This is a genomic window from Vibrio sp. 1-2 (7-a), from assembly GCF_013048515.1.
GTDB lineage: Bacteria > Pseudomonadota > Gammaproteobacteria > Enterobacterales > Vibrionaceae > Vibrio > Vibrio diabolicus.
Window position 1 is genome coordinate 603,081 of record NZ_VHSQ01000001.1, and the last position, 17,883, is coordinate 620,963.

The 17,883-nt window shown below is 44.8% G+C and carries 19 protein-coding genes and 1 pseudogene; 11 read left to right on the forward strand and 9 right to left on the reverse strand.

From position 1 onward, the window contains the following. The first annotated feature begins 3 nt into the window (after positions 1-3). The 9 genes from FKN08_RS02760 (at position 4) to FKN08_RS02800 (ending at position 8,269) form a co-directional block, all read left to right on the forward strand. The gene (locus tag FKN08_RS02760; RefSeq protein ID WP_170891293.1) at positions 4-636 is read left to right on the forward strand and encodes a class I SAM-dependent methyltransferase; all 633 of its coding nucleotides are present in this window, start codon (positions 4-6) and stop codon (positions 634-636) included. A gap of 25 nt (positions 637-661) precedes the next feature. Next, positions 662-1,417: a class I SAM-dependent methyltransferase gene (locus FKN08_RS02765; protein WP_170891295.1), complete on the forward strand. Its 756-nt coding sequence runs from the start codon at positions 662-664 to the stop codon at positions 1,415-1,417. Between the two features lie 19 nt (positions 1,418-1,436). Then, the gene (locus tag FKN08_RS02770) at positions 1,437-1,862 is read left to right on the forward strand and encodes a GNAT family N-acetyltransferase (RefSeq protein WP_170891297.1); all 426 of its coding nucleotides are present in this window, start codon (positions 1,437-1,439) and stop codon (positions 1,860-1,862) included. A gap of 3 nt (positions 1,863-1,865) precedes the next feature. Beyond that, on the forward strand, positions 1,866-2,426 hold the full coding sequence (locus FKN08_RS02775; protein ID WP_170891299.1) for a GNAT family protein: 561 nt from the start codon (positions 1,866-1,868) through the stop codon (positions 2,424-2,426). 227 nt (positions 2,427-2,653) lie between these two features. Next, positions 2,654-3,787 (forward strand): efflux RND transporter periplasmic adaptor subunit, encoded by a 1,134-nt coding sequence (locus FKN08_RS02780; protein WP_005376722.1) that lies wholly within the window; start codon positions 2,654-2,656, stop codon positions 3,785-3,787. Beyond that, positions 3,780-5,051: a TolC family protein gene (locus FKN08_RS02785; RefSeq protein ID WP_104975477.1), complete on the forward strand. Its 1,272-nt coding sequence runs from the start codon at positions 3,780-3,782 to the stop codon at positions 5,049-5,051. The genes FKN08_RS02780 and FKN08_RS02785 overlap by 8 nt, the downstream gene beginning before the upstream one ends. Next, complete coding sequence (locus FKN08_RS02790) at positions 5,048-6,262, forward strand: ABC transporter permease (protein ID WP_170891301.1); 1,215 nt, start codon at positions 5,048-5,050, stop codon at positions 6,260-6,262. Before FKN08_RS02785 ends, FKN08_RS02790 begins: the two co-directional genes overlap by 4 nt. Positions 6,263-6,264: 2 nt before the next feature. Then, on the forward strand, positions 6,265-7,548 hold the full coding sequence (locus FKN08_RS02795) for an ABC transporter permease (protein ID WP_170891302.1): 1,284 nt from the start codon (positions 6,265-6,267) through the stop codon (positions 7,546-7,548). A gap of 22 nt (positions 7,549-7,570) precedes the next feature. After that, positions 7,571-8,269, forward strand: a complete 699-nt coding sequence (locus FKN08_RS02800) for an ABC transporter ATP-binding protein (RefSeq protein ID WP_005392815.1) — start codon at positions 7,571-7,573, stop codon at positions 8,267-8,269. A gap of 78 nt (positions 8,270-8,347) precedes the next feature. On the opposite strand, the gene FKN08_RS02805 is transcribed toward FKN08_RS02800, so the two are convergent. Beyond that, a complete protein-coding gene (locus tag FKN08_RS02805) occupies positions 8,348-9,031 on the reverse strand; it encodes a hypothetical protein (protein WP_047010014.1) in 684 nt (227 codons plus the stop codon). 68 nt (positions 9,032-9,099) lie between these two features. After that, on the reverse strand, positions 9,100-10,017 hold the full coding sequence (locus FKN08_RS02810; RefSeq protein WP_053809756.1) for a leukocidin family pore-forming toxin: 918 nt from the start codon (positions 10,015-10,017) through the stop codon (positions 9,100-9,102). Between the two features lie 1,095 nt (positions 10,018-11,112). On the opposite strand from FKN08_RS02810, the gene FKN08_RS02815 reads away from it, so the two are divergent. Both FKN08_RS02815 and FKN08_RS02820 read left to right on the forward strand, forming a co-directional pair. Beyond that, the gene (locus tag FKN08_RS02815) at positions 11,113-12,087 is read left to right on the forward strand and encodes a DUF1852 domain-containing protein (protein ID WP_104971928.1); all 975 of its coding nucleotides are present in this window, start codon (positions 11,113-11,115) and stop codon (positions 12,085-12,087) included. Between the two features lie 30 nt (positions 12,088-12,117). Further along, positions 12,118-13,146 (forward strand): methionine synthase, encoded by a 1,029-nt coding sequence (locus FKN08_RS02820; protein ID WP_031780992.1) that lies wholly within the window; start codon positions 12,118-12,120, stop codon positions 13,144-13,146. A 267-nt stretch (positions 13,147-13,413) separates the two neighbouring features. Here the strand turns inward: FKN08_RS02820 and FKN08_RS23695 are convergent. The 7 genes and pseudogenes from FKN08_RS23695 to FKN08_RS02845 form a co-directional block, all read right to left on the reverse strand. Next, positions 13,414-13,761: pseudogene (locus FKN08_RS23695) on the reverse strand (transposase); the annotation flags it as partial. Between the two features lie 98 nt (positions 13,762-13,859). Further along, on the reverse strand, positions 13,860-14,165 hold the full coding sequence (locus FKN08_RS23700) for a hypothetical protein (RefSeq protein ID WP_282136904.1): 306 nt from the start codon (positions 14,163-14,165) through the stop codon (positions 13,860-13,862). Then, complete coding sequence (locus FKN08_RS23705) at positions 14,120-14,449, reverse strand: hypothetical protein (RefSeq protein WP_249373350.1); 330 nt, start codon at positions 14,447-14,449, stop codon at positions 14,120-14,122. Before FKN08_RS23705 ends, FKN08_RS23700 begins: the two co-directional genes overlap by 46 nt. A gap of 96 nt (positions 14,450-14,545) precedes the next feature. Then, the gene (locus tag FKN08_RS02830; protein ID WP_170891303.1) at positions 14,546-15,049 is read right to left on the reverse strand and encodes a YchJ family protein; all 504 of its coding nucleotides are present in this window, start codon (positions 15,047-15,049) and stop codon (positions 14,546-14,548) included. A gap of 80 nt (positions 15,050-15,129) precedes the next feature. After that, positions 15,130-16,344: an EAL domain-containing protein gene (locus tag FKN08_RS02835; protein ID WP_005378158.1), complete on the reverse strand. Its 1,215-nt coding sequence runs from the start codon at positions 16,342-16,344 to the stop codon at positions 15,130-15,132. 98 nt (positions 16,345-16,442) lie between these two features. Further along, the gene (lpxH, locus tag FKN08_RS02840) at positions 16,443-17,180 is read right to left on the reverse strand and encodes a UDP-2,3-diacylglucosamine diphosphatase (protein ID WP_006743038.1); all 738 of its coding nucleotides are present in this window, start codon (positions 17,178-17,180) and stop codon (positions 16,443-16,445) included. Positions 17,181-17,240: 60 nt separating this feature from the next. After that, entirely contained in the window at positions 17,241-17,735 is a 495-nt protein-coding gene (locus FKN08_RS02845; RefSeq protein ID WP_005390900.1) for a peptidylprolyl isomerase, read from the reverse strand. Between the last annotated feature and the right edge of the window lie 148 nt (positions 17,736-17,883).

The following is a 17,883-nucleotide window of genomic DNA, read 5'->3' on the forward strand; positions in this document are numbered from 1 at the left end:
ACGATGAACGTAGCAAAAATGTATGATGATGTGTCGGATCGCTATCAAAAGTTGGTGGATGACAGTCACTACGTCGGTCCACGTTGGATTTCTGAGAAGTTAAAAACCTTTCCCATCGAGCAAGGCTCGGTTCTCGACCTAGCCTGTGCGACTGGCAGTATCGGCCATGTCGTAAAAAGTCACTATCCAGAACTCGCCATCCATGGCTTAGACATCTCGTCCAAAATGGTTGATAAAGCGCGCCAAACTAACCTCTATCAAAGCGTCGCGGTTCATAATCTCGATGAGCCATTTTCCCCTTTGTTTGAACAAACCTTCGACCTTATCACCGCACTTGGTTTTACTGAGTTTCTAGCAGAGCCTCAACAACTTCTGGAGTGCATTTCGCATAAGCTAACTGCGAATGGACGATGTTTTATCAGCTTTCAATACCACGATCCGGATGGACAAGATTTGCCCCGAAATACTTATAGTGGATCGGTCGTGCATACGGCATATACCGAAAGTGAAGTTGAACAACTCTGTCAGCAGGCGGGGTTGGAAGTGGTTTCCCTAGAAAATGTGATTGGTTATGTATCTGGTGTTGGTTATGTGTGTCGATACTTGATGCTAGAGCTGAAAAAGTCACACCGCTGAAATAAGTAACAAACAAGGACTGTTTTTGAAAACACAAGATTTAACCGAGTTCGGATCGGGCATTGAATACGATGCCCAATACGAGCAGCATTACCATCACGACATTGCTTTCATCAGAAGGTTAATCGAAGAAACCAATGCTCGAAGTGTACTGGATGTCTGTTGTGGTTCCGGCATTGTCACGATTCCAGTCTCTGAGCCACTCAACGAAGCCATTGGCATTGATATTTCTGAAGGGATGCTCAAACACGCAAAGGACAAAGCCAAAAGCAGGAGTAACTTGCGTTTTCTTCATCTCGACGCAACGCAGTTTTCGTTAGGTAAGAAGTTTGACCTAGCCATAATGACAGGGAATGCATTTCAGGCCTTTTTAAGTGACGACATGCTGGCAGGCGCACTGAGCTCAATATCAAAGCACCTAGAAAAAGGTGGGCGATTTGTCTTCGATACGCGGTTACCAACGCCAGAGAATCTAGAATTGGATAATGAGATGGCACTGTGGCAAACCTATGTTTCTCCAACTTATGGTGAAGTGAATTATTTAGGTATGAAGGCCGAGTATGACTCGCAAACATCCATCATGTATTTGAAGAAAGAGCGCCATTTTGAAGGTGGAGCGATTGAGTATTCCAGCATTGATTTAAAATATCGTCCGCTGGAAGACATAGAGGTTTTCCTTGAACAAGCGGGATTCAGAATCATAGAGAAGTACCAGTCTTGGTCAGCGCAAGCATTTGAGGTGAATGCCAACTCGCTTGTCTGTGTGGCTGATAAAATATAAATCAATGTTGAGGGATACAATGCAAGGGTTTCGAATTACCACGTCGTTAGATGACATGGATTTAGACGTTATCTACCAGTTCATTTCAAACAGTTATTGGGGAAAGGGTATTCCAAGAGAACGCTTTGAGAAGTCATTGCGCCATTCGTTCTGTTTCGCGGTTTTGGATGACGAAAATCAACTCGTCGCTTTTGCTCGGTTAATTACCGATCGCACCACGTTTGCGTATCTTGCCGATGTGTTTGTAGTGGAGGCACACCGTGGTAAAGGCATCAGTAAGTGGTTGATCTCAGAAATTGTTGCTCATCCAGAACTACAAGGCTTGCGCCGTATGATGCTCGCAACTCGTGATGCTCATGGGTTGTACGAACAGTTTGGGTTCACTCCTATTGATCCAGTAGAAAACTTCATGCAAATCTGGAAACCGAATGTTTATCAGAGCTAAATCATGATGAGAGTTGAATCTCAACAAGTGGCAATCAGATACCTCAAAACAACAGACGCTGATCCTCTGTTTGAAAACTATTTAGGCGATGAACAAGCATGCCACTTCCTCAATCGCCAAGCCCACCAAAATGCTAACCAAACCCTTGAAGCTATCGAAAGATGGCGCGCTCAATATGATCAAAAGTCCCCCAATCTATTAGTCTTCGCTATTGAAGAACTCACTTCTCAAACTCCTATAGGCTGTCTGGTGCTGATACCTGAGCAAGACAGCAGTGAAATCCATTTTGGTATTTCTGCTCGCTATCAGGGAAAAGGCTATGCAACCCAAGCCTGCAAACTTGGCGTTGTTTACCTGCAAAGCTTGGGTATAACGCGCATTCGCACTGCCCCGCATATTGGCAACCACGCGAGTATTCGTGTGTTGGAGAAATGTGGCTTTATCAGCCAAGGCATTTTAACAGCGCATGCGGTTTTTCCTGCTTTAGGACGTGAGGCGCAAGACTGTATGGATATGCGATTGGAGGATACAGAACTGCGCCATTTTGCACATTGTTCAGAATGAAATGGGTGGCGGTTGAAACGAGCGGTTACAGAGCATGTTAGTCGCCATCGTAGACAGCGTCTTTGCTGAATGACTCGTCGAAATTTTTTGGTCTTTGATTGTCAGAGACGACTGACAAAACCATACCAACTGTGACAACCAAACCGCTATTAAAGCAGGATATTATTCCTTCAACTTTGTGTTTTAGGAGTAGTCATTAGACTACCCAATAATTGTTGGAATAAATAATGACGAAACGTTGGCTTGTCTCCGCTGTGAGCATTGCGCTGCTCGGCGGTGGTACGTATTTCTATCTCCAATCTGCCGCTCAACCAGAATTACTGCCTACATTGATTGTGGAAAAAGGCACGATTGAAAAACAAGCGGTGGCTGTTGGTAAAATTGTCCCTGCACACTCTGTGTCTATCAAGTCACAAATCGACGGTATCGTCGGTGAAATTTACGCGAAAGTTGGTGAAAAGGTGAAGCAAGGCCAACCGCTGATCAAAGTGCGTCCAAACCCAACTCCCCAAGCATTAACGGATGCATCGGCAGAACTCATGCGTAGCGAAGCCGATCTGGAATCCGCCAAACAAAAACTGTCCAACTTAGAAAGCTTGGTCAAGCAGGACATTATTCCAAGTAACTACGACGAATACGTAAGTGCGCGCTCGGCAGTCAAATCTGCGCAAGCGGACGTATTGCAAAAGCGCCAGAATCTCGAACTCATCCGCAGTGGTGAGGCGTCGATCGGCGATGCGCGTTTAACGTCGACGATCTACGCGCCAATTGATGGCACGGTACTCAACCAGAAAGTTGAGGTCGGAGAGCCGATCATCTCGACTCAATCAAGCCAAGCCGCGACTGAAATGATGTCATTGGCCGACATGAACAGTCTGATTTTTAAAGGCAGCGTCAGTGAGCATGATGCTGCGCAGTTGTCTCCGGGAATGCCCGTTATGTTGACGGTTGCGCCTTATCCTGATGTGGCGATTTCTGGTGTGCTAACCAAAGTGGCGATTCAATCTGAGAACCTTAACTCACCAGAAGGCAACGCTTCGGCAAAAAGTTTTGATAACGGTTTTGAGGTTGAAGTGGGAGAACTCAAGATCCCACAAGATGTGTTGCTTCGTTCTGGGTTTTCGTCGACGGCTCAAATCATTCTTAAGAAGTCTGAAAACGTACTCACTCTACCGGAGCGCGCTCTGCAATTTGATGGTGACGCACCGAATGTTCTGATCCCCGATAGCTCAGAACAAGGGTTTCATAAACAACCTGTGAAACTCGGTCTGTCAGATGGCATCAATGTCGAAGTGCTTGACGGCGTGGAGCTTGATGAAGAGGTTATCGACAACAGTATGATGGGAGCGGCGCATGGTTAAGCTGCAACGATCAACAATCGCCTTTGCATTGTTGGCTGCCACGCTCAGTTTGCCGACCTACGCAATTTCTATTGAACAAGCTTGGCAACAAGCAAAGCAGAACGATCCAAATTACGAAAAAGCGAAAATCGGCGTCCAGCTTGGCGAGGTTGGCGTACAGAGTAGCCGCAGTGCGTTATTGCCGGGTTTAAGTGCCAGTGCGTCAGCGGATTGGAATGAGTCCTCAAGCCATTCGAACAGTTACGGCGCTACCTTATCTCAAACTATTTGGGATAGCAGCTTGTGGTCGGAACTGGATCAAGCGAATGCCAATTATCTCAAAGCACAGTTAGAGCTATCTCAATCGCATAACGAGCTTGCGCAGAAGTTTCTCACTGCTTACCTAGATGTGGCAAGCGCACAGGGCGACCTCAAATTGGCGCAGTCCAAGCTGGAGGAGGGGAAAGAACTTCTCAACATCATCGAGAAACGCTATCGAGCAGGCAAAGTGAAGTCGGTTGATGTTGAAGAGATGCGAGCGAATCAAGTCTCTGAGCAAGCAAGTATCCTCAATGCAAAAGCCGATCTCGAAGTGAAAAAAGCAGAGCTTGCGGCGTTAATTAATCAAATGCCCGAGAGTGTCGACCAAATTCGAACGGATTCTTTAATTCAGCCGCCGATGCTGGTGGACTCTCAGGAGCAATGGCTAAAGCTGGCTAAAGACAGCAGTCCAGAGCTGTTGGTAGCGGCGCAGATGGTGAAAGCGAGCGAGTTCGCGAAAGATTCAGCTAAAGGTGGATACTACCCAACCGTCAAAGGCAGTGTGGGCTACAGCGATGGTGACAATCGTTCAAACGGCGAGTTTAACGCTGGGATTAGTTTGAGTTTGCCGATTGACCTCAATGGTGCAGTGCGAGCGAAAGTGGACGAAGCATCGTTGAACATTTTAAGTGCTAAGCAAGATATGCGTAGAGTGGAAATTGATATTCAGAAACGAGTTATTCAGCAGTTTACGCAGGTCGATATCAACTGGAATCAAGTTTTGATAGCGAACGAGCTGGTTGAATCGCGCGCCAGAGTGTTGCAAAGCAAAGAGAAGCTTTACGACGCTGGCCTGCTTGAAGTGTCGGAAGTTATCAGCGCACACAACAGCTTGTTTGAGGCGAAAAACAGTCTGCAAACCAACTTGTACAGCTACTGGCGTAAGAGAATCGGCTTACTGCAAACCGCAGGGAAACTCGATGACGATACCATGGCGTTGATCTCTCGGGCTTTTCATTCATGAGCAGCCTATTGCAACAAACTTGGCAAACGTTGATGGCGCACCGCATGAAGAGCGTTCTAGCCATTATCGCGATTGCTTGGGGCGTGATCTCTGTGGTGGTGTTAATCGCACTTGGCGAAGGCTTTTATCGCCATCAGACTCAGTCGTTTTCATTTATGATCAACAATGTGCAAGTGGTGTTTCCGTCGAGTACCAGTAAACCGTGGCAAGGGTTACCTTCAAGGCGACAAATTGATATTCCACAAGAAAAAGTCGACATGATCAAACAGTCAGGCTTTGTGCAACAGGCGTCGAGCGTTTACGCCAAATGGGATGCGAATATCACCAATCTCAAAGGACAGAATTTATCGAGAACGGTCAGCGGTATTGATACGTCTTACTTTCCTTTAATGCAACGCAAGCTGCAATCCGGTTCGAGAAACCTGTCACCAAGTGATATGGACAACCACACTCGCGTGGCGGTGTTAGGCGATCAAATTGCGCAAATGGGTGGAATCCAAATCGGGGATAGGCTCAAAGTCAACGGCATTCCGTTTTTGGTGATTGGGATAACCGTTGGTGAGGACACTGGCATTTCATTCGGCGATAGCCGCACGGTTTTCATTCCTCAAACAACGTACCGCGATTTGTGGGATGCGAAACCTTGGATGGTATTGATGAAGCCGAGAGAAGGGATGGATGCATCGTCATTTCGACAAAATATCGTGAACTTTTTCGCCAAGCAGCTTCATTTTGACCCAAGTGATAAAGATGCGGTCGAATTACCCGATTTTAGTGAAGGTGCGGCGGTCATCAGTGGAATTTTGCGTGGCATTCAGATTTTTCTTGGAGCGAGCGGCGCGATGACCATGGCGGTCGGTGCGCTTGGCGTTGCCAACATCATGTTTTTATCTGTCACGGAGCGCACGCGTGAAATCGGTGTGCGTTTGGCGATCGGGGCGACTCAAAAATCCATACTCAGTCAGTTTATTCTTGAAGGGCTTATTTTGGTAGCTGTGGGCACGGCATTAGGTCTGATGTTTTCGTATGCAGTGGTGTCTGTCCTAAGCAGCATGGCATTACCGGAATGGATGGGTTTGCCTGTGATCACGCCAGATTCCATTGCTTGGTCTTTACTTGTGACGCTTATCTTGGCATTGATGGCATCGTATTTCCCAGCAAGGCGAGCATCGCGTCTCACGCCAGTCATTGCTTTGAGTGCGAGGGCTTAGTCATGTTGTTACCGATGAGACAAATTTTACAAGAAATGGCCGCAGAAAAGCTGAGATTGGGTTTGACCATTCTAGCAGTAGCGTGGGCGACCCTCTGTATCGCTGCTATGTTGGCGGTAGGTGAGGGTATTCGTCAGGGCGTATTGAAAACCGCACAAAATGGTAACGGCAACTTGATCTATTTGACCGGAGGGATGGCCACCGTCGACCACGGTGCTTTTCACCAAGGTAAATTTCTGACATTAAAAATGGACGATTCAGAGGTCGTTCGAGCGTTACCCGATGTAAAAAGTGTTGCGCCAACTGCGAAGTGGAAAGAGCGCATCACCGTTGGTGACAGAAGCTCGTGGCAAGAGCCCTTAGCGGTCACGAGCGAGTTTCAATCCATGACCAATTTGGTGCCGATGGCGGGGGGACGATGGTTAAATCCACTCGATCAAAAAGAGACGCGCAAAGTCGTTGTACTGGGTTATGAACTGGCAGCCGACTTATTCAACCCGAATGAGGACTTTAGTTGGTTTGCGACAGTCACATTGCAAGTCAACCCTGTGGGGCAAAAGGTAAAAATCGGCAATGAGGAGTTCACCGTTGTGGGCGTATTGGAGAAAAACAGCGCTCAAATAGAGCTGGGGGATCTTATCAACTATTCCAGCTTTGTGCCGTTAGCGACGTGGAAGCGATTTCATGTCAACGGTGAAATTGGTGGCATCAATGTGCAACCACAAGCCGATGTAGACCGAGAAGCCTTAGCAAAGACGATCAGGCAAGTGATTGCCCGTAAGCACGGGGCAAGTGTCAGCGATGAGCAGATCGTCCAAGTCGATGATATGTTCCTTAAGCAAAAGAGTATGCAGCAGTTTCTGATAGGTTTGCAGAGTTTTCTTGGCATTATCGGCTTCGTGACGTTAGCTGTTGCTGGCGTTGGCATCGCCAATGTGATGTATGCCACCGTAAAGCGATCTACGCGTGATATCGGCGTGCGCATGGCAGTCGGTGCAACTCCAACGGCCATTCACATGCACTATTTAGTGCAGTCTTTATTGACAATGATGATGGGGGGCGCGCTTGGCTTAGGCGTGACGTACGCGCTGGTGTCTGCCATCAGTTCCATTCCTTTAGAGGGCAATGCCTTTTATGAACAACTGGGTAAACCTGTCCCTGAGTTGTCGTGGGTCGTTGTCGCGATTGTCATCCTCACCTTAGTGATCATTGGTGTGGCATCTGCATGGTTACCTGCAAACCGAGCCGCAAAAGTCAGCCCGTTGGAGGCGCTACAAAGTGAATAACAACAATAACTCTGGAGAGAACATGTCGAACAAGTCGCTTGTTGAGCTGACCAACATCTGTAAATACTACTCAAGCGGGGAGGCGGAAGTTCGCGCGCTAGACGGCGTTGACTTAACCATTAATCAAGGCGAGTTTCTTTCGATTCTTGGCCCGTCCGGTTCAGGCAAATCAACGTTGATGAACATGCTCGGCTGTTTAGATAAGCCCACCGATGGCGAGTACCAACTTGGCGGCCAAAACGTCGCAAGTTTAAGTGCGAATGAGCTGGCTGGCATTCGTAACCAAAAGATCGGATTTGTCTTCCAAAGCTTTAACTTATTGGAATACGCGACGGCGCTTGATAACGTGGCACTGCCGTTGGTTTACTCTGGTATCAAAGCCAAAGAACGTCGCCAGCGCGCCGCTAAATTGCTAGAGCAAGTCGGGCTAGGGGATCGTTTAGATCATAAACCAAACCAGCTTTCTGGCGGTCAAAAACAGAGGGTCGCGATTGCAAGAGCCTTGGTCAACGATCCGCAAATCATCTTAGCGGATGAACCAACGGGTGCATTGGATTCAAAATCCGGCGCAGAGATTGAAGCCTTGTTCAACCAACTCCACGCCGAAGGTAGAACGCTGATCATCGTGACGCACGATAACGCCCTCGCAGAACGCACCAAACGCATCATCACGATCAAAGATGGCAAGGTGATTTCGGATAGGGCTCCGGAGGGAAGATAAATTAATTTTTCTTGATTGAGACTGGAGTTACTTTAAGGAAGATAGCCATGGAATAGGAGAAGCTATCTTCCTTTATTTTTATTCGCGATGTTCGCTTTGTCTCTCTTTTATCAAGTCATGCTTTTGTTCTTTAAGTAGAGTGATTGCGAGCTTAGTGTCCTCAATCAATTTACTGTTATCGTTGAGATCTTTGCTCTTCAAAGGCAAAACCAGATAATGAATGCTGCCATCCTCATTCTGTACTCCGGTAGCAATGATGACATCACCTTCAGACGCCGTACCAAAATACTCTGAAACCACTTTGGTTTCGCTGACACCGTAACTATCCAAATAGGATGATTCCGTGTTGTCAAACAAGATAGGAACCCCTTGCTTAGCTAATGTTCGCAATTGTTCTTGCTTTTGCTCGTCGAATGGATAGTCGGTTGTACTGATATAACTTACCTGTTCAGCTTCAATAAAATCGTACAGTTCATTGCTCAATTCATTTAATGGGGCAGATATCCAAGGTGTAGCTGGAATGACGTCGGAAGTAGCGTCATTGTCATTCTGTGGTGTTGGAACGGTAACCACCTCTTGAGCAGCATCGCTCTCAGGAGGCGTTACACTTTTTGTCTCAGTTTTCTCTGTCTTGATTTGCTCGTCAAAGCTTGCAACAGAATCGCTCTGGGAATTCTTGTTATTTGAATTAATTAGAAATATGGCGAGTACTGCACCAAGTGCTAGCGCCGATCCAGTCAAGAGTTTTTTATTACTTGTCATGTCTTACCGTTTATTTCATTAGTAAATACGGCGGCCACTTATTCACTCCGTGGCCGCAGGCTAATAAGTTAGTGGTAGAGCGCGTCATTCCAAGAGATAGTTACGGCTCGGCTAGTCTCTGTCCATTGACTGCTATCACGATTTTTCTTCCAGGTATTTTCTGGGGTGGTATACCAGCTACACCAGTCACGACCAAAGTAGTAATTGGTTTTTCGCCAACCTGCAACCAGCTTGACTTCTGATGTATCTAGGCCATCTTGAATATCATTTTTTCGATATACAACACCGACTTGCGGTTTAAAGTCAGAGCGCATCACGACAGGTAATTCGCTATAGTCAATTAAGTTGCCCATGTCACAGCTGGTCCAACGGTATAATAACCAGTCTTTAGGTGGAGTATTGTGGCGGATAGTCTGGTTTTCGATAAGCCAATTAATGCTCTCATTGGTCTGATCAAAATCAGCCACCGTCTGAAATTCTGGTTGATCGTAAGTTACGCGGTTGCTCCAGGAGATACCACCGCTAATATTTGGAGAATCAGAAGCACTGAAGCCAAGATTAAAGTCCAAAGACTCACTGACAGATGCTGTTGCAATAGTGTTTTCTGGAGCATGGCTCATATGACGTAAAGGGGCACCATTTAAATAACTCAGTGCCAGTTTAAAGGCTGTTGGGATTGTGTAACGGTAGTCTCCACCGGTGGCAAAACCATAGATCTGCTCTTTATTCGGTACATTAGTCATGTCGAAACCAGAGCCTCCGTTTAGAAGCAACTTGGCTTCCTTAGCTCCATTCGGCAGCAAAGATTGGTTCCAGACATTTTCTAATGAGTAAATTAAGCGGATTTTCTTCGAGCGTGCATCGCTATCATCGAGCTGTAGCAAGGTCGAAGTGTAAGCTTTTAATGTATCTTCAGCATGTGCTGGAGCTAGAGAACCAAGTAATGCGAGCGCGATAATACTCGCGGAAAGATGCTGTTTTTCCATTGTTGTTTCCTATTAGTCAGCCCATAAAGGTTATTATTGGGTTTTAACAATAACTCTATGGGTGTTTTATAATTATGGACTGGTTATTAATTGGTGCTCAATAATTGAGCGGTGAAATATTGCATCTTGTTTTTTAATAAAAAAAGGAAAAGTATAGATTCGTGGGATTAATGTCTCATAGTTTTTAAATTCACTACTCAACTATAATAAATAAGAATTCGGTTATTAAGTCTTGCCTTTTTAAGTTGTTACTTAATTTTTATTTTCTAATATTATGTTTAAATTTCCTTATTGACAGAAGTGAAATTTATAAGTGTTAACCATGTTATTGTTGAGGTTTTTGTTATGCCAAACTAAGTAAAGTGTCGTTATGTGGTCATTACGGCTTCCTGACTTTAATTTAAATTAAAGCAGCGGTTTATGTTTGTTTTGTTATTGGTTTTTCGAGCTTAATGTAATAGTTGGGTGACAAAGTTCGTCAATGAATTTGTCATATTCGTGTATGAGATTATATGTTCTTTTAAAACGGAAAAATTAAACTTTACGTTTGAGATGGTAAATATAGGAAAGAAATAAATAATCATCTTTCCGAGGATATAAAATGTAAGGTGCTTTTAATTAAACGAATGCTTGAATAAATTATGGAGTGTGAAAAGTGCTATTTAAGCTACGCTGTCCTATATTCCAGGTAGCGTCTCGTTTATACAATGCGTTTTCTAGGCTTAAAACTGGTTTACGTACTGTTAATCCCTTATCAGTTTCTTAATTACACATATTGGCAATATGCTCGCCAAGTTACGTGTATTGGTGTCAATGAAAAACAGTATCTACGATAGTTCCCTCTGGGGTGGAACTCCCACTATGAATTTCTTTCATGTTCAATGTGAAGCAATACCAATATTACTCAACTCGTGAAGCAAGTATAAAAAAAGGACTGCTCTGGTGTTAGGCACTGCGACCGTCATTTTTAGAACGAACTGTTCGTCGTAAGTGCTGTTGAACCTAACGATTGGGAAAACCAAAAAACAAAAATGTCCCCATGCACAGAGTTAGGAAAAGTCTGCTTTATCTAAGGAAATAGGATACCAACTCACGATGAATAACGATTTCACATTTGCTATCAAAAGCATTCGCTTTGATGAGAATTACCAACCATCAGACAACACGCGAATCACTACCAACTTTGCTAATCTGGCTCGCGGAAACTACCGCCGAGAGAATCTGCGCAATGCACTCCGAATGATCGACAATCGTTTTAATGCGTTGGCATATTGGGATAACGCGCAAGGTGACCGCTACTCAGTAGAGCTTGAAATCATCTCTGTTGATATGGGTATCCAAGGCAGTGGAGAAGCCTTCCCAACGATTGAAGTGCTCAAAACTAACATTGTTGACCACAACACTAACGAGCGCATCGAAGGCATTGTGGGTAACAACTTCTCTTCATACGTGCGTGATTACGACTTTAGCGTTTTGCTGTTGGACCACAACAAAAACCAGCCACAGTTCAGCATCCCAGCGAACTTTGGTGATTTGCATGGCAAACTGTTCAAAGCTTTCGTTAATTCTGAGTCTTACAAACAGCATTTCAAAAAGCTGCCTGTGATTTGTTTGAGCGTATCGGACAACAAAGTATACCGACGCACCGAAAATCAACATCCTGTTTTGGGCTTTGAATATCAGCCGAACGAATCTTCGTTGACGGAGCAGTACTTCAAAAAGATGGGCTTACAGGTGCGCTACTTTATGCCACCAAACAGTGTCGCACCATTGGCATTCTATTTCTTCGGTGACTTGCTGAACGACTACTCAAACCTAGAGCTTATCAGTACGATCAGCACGATGGAGACATTCCAGAAGATTTACCGACCTGAGATTTACAATGCCAACGCGGTTGCCGGTAATTGCTACCAGCCAAACCTAAAAAACCTAGACCACTCGCTAACTCAAATCGTTTACGACCGAGAAGAGCGCAGCCAACTGGCGATTGAACAAGGGAAATTTGCCGAGGAGCATTTCATCAAACCTTATCAATCTGTGCTTGAACAATGGTCTGCAAACTACGCGTAATCTACCACGAGAATCTAGAAAGGAATGACGATGAAAACACTATTGCCGACTTCAACGGCTGGCAGCTTACCGAAACCTTCTTGGCTGGCCGAACCAGAAAAACTTTGGTCACCGTGGAAACTGCAAGGTGAAGAACTGATTGATGGCAAACGCGATGCGCTACGTGTCGCTTTGCAAGAACAAGAACTGGCAGGCGTTGATATCGTCAGTGATGGCGAGCAAACTCGGCAACATTTTGTGACGACCTTTATTGAGCATTTAAGCGGCGTAGATTTTGAAAACCGTAAAACGGTGACCATTCGCAACCGTTATGAAGCAAGTGTTCCGACGGTGGTTGGCCCAGTAAGCCGCACAAAGCCCGTGTTTGTTGAAGATGCCAAGTTCTTGCGTCAGCAAACTAAGCAGCCTATCAAGTGGGCGCTGCCGGGCCCTATGACGATGATCGACACACTTTATGATGATCATTACGGTAGCCGTGAAAAGCTGGCTTGGGAATTTGCAAAGATCCTCAATCAAGAAGCGAAAGAGCTTGAAGCGGCAGGTGTCGACATCATTCAGTTTGATGAGCCTGCGTTCAATGTGTTCTTCGATGATGTGAACGAGTGGGGCATTGCATGTTTAGAGCGTGCGATTGAAGGGCTGAAATGTGAAACGGCGGTGCATATCTGCTATGGCTACGGCATCAAAGCGAACACGGATTGGAAGCAAACGCTAGGCACTGAATGGCGACAATACGAAGAAGTATTCCCTAAATTGCAGCAGTCGAATATCGATATTATCTCGCTCGAATGTCATAACTCACGAGTGCCTATTGAGTTGCTTGAGTTGATTCGCGGTAAGAAAGTGATGGTTGGTGCGATTGACGTTGCAACCAACGAAATTGAAACGCCAGAAGAAGTGGCGAACACACTGCGAGAGGCATTGAAGTACGTTGATGCCGACAAGCTTTACCCATGTACCAACTGCGGTATGGCACCTTTGTCTCGTGAAGTATCAACCGCTAAGCTCAATGCGCTAAGTGCGGGAGCGGAGATCATTCGTAAAGAGTTGGTGGGGTGATATTAAGACTTGGGCTCGACACCATAAACTAAAGTTAGGGTTATTCCAGTATATGGACTCCCTAGTTATTACAACTGGTTTAGCGAGAATAGATTAGATGCATGCGTATATTCGGGTTTTAATGAGTAGCTAACTCGACCCTCGATGTATTCGCACCTTGATGCCATTTCGCGAGCGCGGAAATAATCCAAAGGAATGCTCTGGCTCTTCAAGGTCGGTCTTACCTGTTCTTCGCTATACCAAGATGTAAGTAACGTCTTTGACTTACTACTCGTAAGTTAGAGGCGCTTGATACTCACTGCCATAATGAAGCAACGCCCAAACCGTTCTTGTGATCTTATTTGCTAAAGCAACCGCGGCTTTCATTAAACCTGCACGCTGAATCAGTGACTTGAGCCAAGTCTCTTTAACATTCCTTGGCTCTCGTTTATTTACAACCTTCGCAACGGCAAGCGCTCCCTGTATCAAGCTTGAACGTAACTTCTTCTGTCCAACTTTTTTGCTGATACCCCAAAGGGTAACCCTTCCTCCAGTACTATGCTGCTTTGGAGTAAGCCCAATACAAGCCGAAGCTTCTCGACCATTTTTGAAGTTACCGCCATTGGCTCCTAATGAAAGATAAAGCCCTAAAGCATTGACTGGACCAACGCCCTCTAGAGCTTCAAGTTTTCTACATGCATCATGGTGCTTGAGGTGTTGGGTTAAGCTCGTTTCTAAATCTGCCCTCTTTTTGCCAAGGTTTCATGCAAATGAAATGCGTTTGCTACGTGTTCTCTTAAGATATCAGGAAGTGAGTTCTGACCATCTTCCAGAATTTCAATAATGTGCCTTTTAAAGCCACTATGTCCTTTGGGGATATTGAAGCCGAACTCTGAGAGCAAGGAACGAACCATGTTACTTGTCGCTGTCATCGAATCGGTTAAGTGCTGTCTTATCCTATCGATCGATTGTAGTGCCTGTTCATCAATAGACTTTAAAGCGACAAAATGGACGTTAGCTTGCTGAGATGCGACAGCAATCGCTGTTGCATCATTCTTATCTGTTTTTTGTCCCGTTCGATATGCCGTGACATATTTGGGGCAATGAGGCGAACCGAATGCTCATGGTTGCAACAGAACCGTCCCCAATAATGGGCGGTAGAGCATGCCTCCATAACCACGGTCGTTGGAGGTTGTTGTATTAACCAAGCTTTTAATTTATCGCGAGTAAATGCTTTATTAAACTCATCAGAACTTCCATGAAGCTTACAAACTTGGAAAGAGTGCTTTACTAAATCAATGGCGATAGTAGTAGACTTTGTCATGTATGGACTCCTTAGATTTAGGCTTTGACACTATAAATTCTAGCTCCCTCCTGGGGGGAGGGAGTCCATACATCGCGAGCCTAGGCGTGGATGCTCTTACCCACAACACTTCTTAAACTTCTTGCCGCTTCCGCAGATACATGGATCGTTGCGACCGACCTTTAGACTACTTACCGACTGGCTCAATCGTGGATCCTGTTCTGGTTCTTCTTCATGAAATGTGCCGTCAATGTAGTACCAAAGCCCATTTTCTTTTACGAAGCGAGAACGTTCTGTCATACAGTAGCGTTTGCCGTTTTCATCAAAATAAGCGCTAAACTCGACAAAGCCTTCATTGTCATTACTGCCAGCTTCTGTTTTTAATACTTCAAGTTTGCACCAATCGCTGTCGATAGATTGGGCAATGCCTTCACGTTGCTCTTCTGCATTACAGCTTGGGTGGTATGTGTTCACCACGTAATCCACTAGACCTAACACATGCGCACTGTAACGAGAGCGCATTAACTGCTCCGGAGTGGTAACGTCAGCATGGTTATTGTGGGCAATTTCACAACACTGTTGGTAGGTGCGGTTAGAGCCGCAAGGACAAGAAGAAGCCATAAAATGAAATCTCGATTAATTAAGCGGTAAAAACAAACAACCTCACAATTGCGAGGCTGGAGGTGAGGCATTATAGCGGTTTAGGGCGTTTGAGACAGCAGTTCTTGAGCCCACTCGGTAGATTGATTAAAAGCGTCTGCTAATTGAGGCTCGGTTAATTTAAGAACGGTACAATACCGCTCAGCTAATTCCCAGTCTGCTTGTTCGTAGGCGATCGTCATTGAAAGTAAGTGGCCAAGTACGCCTTTTCGACTGGTTAATGCGAGTTTTATATCTTCGTCAACGGGGATATCTTCAATGACATCCGAGAGCGGTTGATCGAGCAAAGATCCGAGTAGAGAAAACATTCCTGTCAAAAAAGCCTGCCCAGGGTCATACCTAGTGTTCATTTGACTAAGTAACAGTTCACACATTCTTGCACGCTGAATCGCTAAAGAGTAAAGAGAGTCAGGTTTATCCTCTTGAACGGATGCAATTGCAACTAAGGAAATAAAGCGTCGTAGTCGCTCTTCACCCAGATAAATAAGTGCCTGTCTGAACGATTTGATCTTAGTCGTTAATGTATATCCTGAATTTACGTAAGTAAGCAACTTGTATGACAGCGTCACATCAATCGAAAACAGACGTTCAACCTCATTGAAGTCGATGGGCTTATCTGCAATCTCTTTACACAGCTGTATGACGGTAAGAAACGCGGGGTTCAACCGTTTTTTCTGGATCATCTCAGGCTTGCTGAAAAAATATCCTTGAAAATAGTTAAAGCCGGCTTCTAAAGCTTGCTCAAATTCTTCATAGGTCTCAACTTTTTCAGCAAGAAAGTCGATTTTAAATGGGCTTAATGCCTGAATAAAAATAGCGGCTTTCTTGATCGGTACGAGTCGAATGTCAAACTTGATCATGGAAACGTATGGAAGAAAACGTTTCCAAGCCTTCGTCGGCACAAAATCATCTAAAGCAATTTTGTATCCGCACTCATGAAGGTGCTTGATGGCTTCTAGCAGCTCTTCTGTCGGTTCACAATCTTCAAGGACTTCAATGACGAGAGACTCTTTGGGAAACAGAGTTGGGACTAGATTCACCAAGCTTTGATGCGGAAAGTTAACAAAGCCAAGTTTGTTCCCTAATGTATTGTAATGCGTCGACAAAAAATGATCGGATAGCAGTCGACTAGTAGCCAGCTCTGGTTCTACTTCAGGGAAGGTATTTTTAGGACCGTCTCGAAAGAGAAGTTCGTAACCTATGGTTCGTTTTTCTCTATCCAGAATCGGTTGGCGAGCTACGTAAGAATACTTCAATTAGGTACTTCGTTCTGTTTAACTTAGTATTATGATAATAGCGATTTTTTACAAAATATCTACGACTTGAGCGTGAATCTTCTACACGCTCTACATGCTTAACGCAAATTCTGTATGAATGGTCTCGTTTGTAGGTCAAAGCCATCAGAATTTACTTGTAAAACTGAGCCTTGCGTATACCAATCCCCTAAAACTATCCGGGTCTTTTTAACGCCATCGACGTCAAAAAAATGTGTATTCGGGCGATGAGTGTGACCATGAATCATTAAGTTGACGCAATTCTGAGACATCACTTTCTCGACTTCATTTTGATTGACGTCCATGATGTCCAAAGGCTTGCTCATTTTATCATCACGAATATCGGATTGAACTTTTGAGACAATTTTCTTCTTAATAAACCAAGGAATGTGATTAAACAGCCACTGCAACCAAGGTTGATGAACAGTCTTACGGAATTTTTGATAATCAATGTCGTCAGTGCACAGGGTGTCACCGTGGAGAATAACCGCTTTAGTACCATAAAGGTCTATGAGGCTAACTTCATCCAGTAATGTAATGCCTGTCTCTTTACAGAAGCGTTTTCCCAATAGGAAGTCGCGATTGCCCTGAATGAAATAAACAGGAACGCCAGTCTTTGTGAGTTGCTGGAACTCTGTACGGATTTGATTGGCAAAAGGAGTTTTGTCATCGTCTCCAACCCAAAACTCGAACAGATCGCCTAATACATAAAGTGCATCGGCTTTCGTTGCTTCTGTTCGCATGAACGTCACAAAACATTCCGTAATATCCGGACGCGATGGGGTGAGGTGAAGATCGGAAATAAATAATGTTGTCATAGAAATAAGGGGAAGCGATGCCTCCCCATTAACTTATCTCTTAGAAATAATTCTTACGAATTATTCTTCAATTGTTGTACCAGTGATTACTACGTCCTCTAGAGGTACGTCTTGGTGCATGCCGTAAGAACCAGTGCTAACGCCTTTGATCTTATTTACGATGTCCATGCCTTCTACAACTTCACCGAATACACAGTAACCCCAACCATCTAGGCTTTCGCTACGGAAATCTAGGAATGTGTTGTTGTTTACGTTGATAAAGAACTGAGAGCTTGCTGAATGCGGTTCCATAGTACGTGCCATAGCAAGTGTACCCACTTTGTTGCTTAGGCCGTTGTTTGCTTCGTTCTTGATAGGTGCACGTGATGCTTTTTCACGTAGACCAGGTTCCATGCCACCACCTTGGATCATGAAACCGTCAATAACACGGTGGAAAAGAGTGTTGTCGTAAAAGCCATCGCGGCAGTACTGAAGGAAGTTTGCGCTAGTCTCTGGCGCTTTCTCTTCGTTTAGTTGAATCTTGATGTCACCAAAATTAGTGTGAAGGGTGATCATGCTACTTTCCTTTACTGTGTTGTGTTGAGCCCGAGATTCTAGCCTAAGTTCTAGTGCTTTAAAAACTCAGGAAGAGGAAATTCTTCGTTTTGTGCTTGAAGTTTAGCCGATTATCGTTTTATCGGTTAATTGCTATTACCTAACCAGG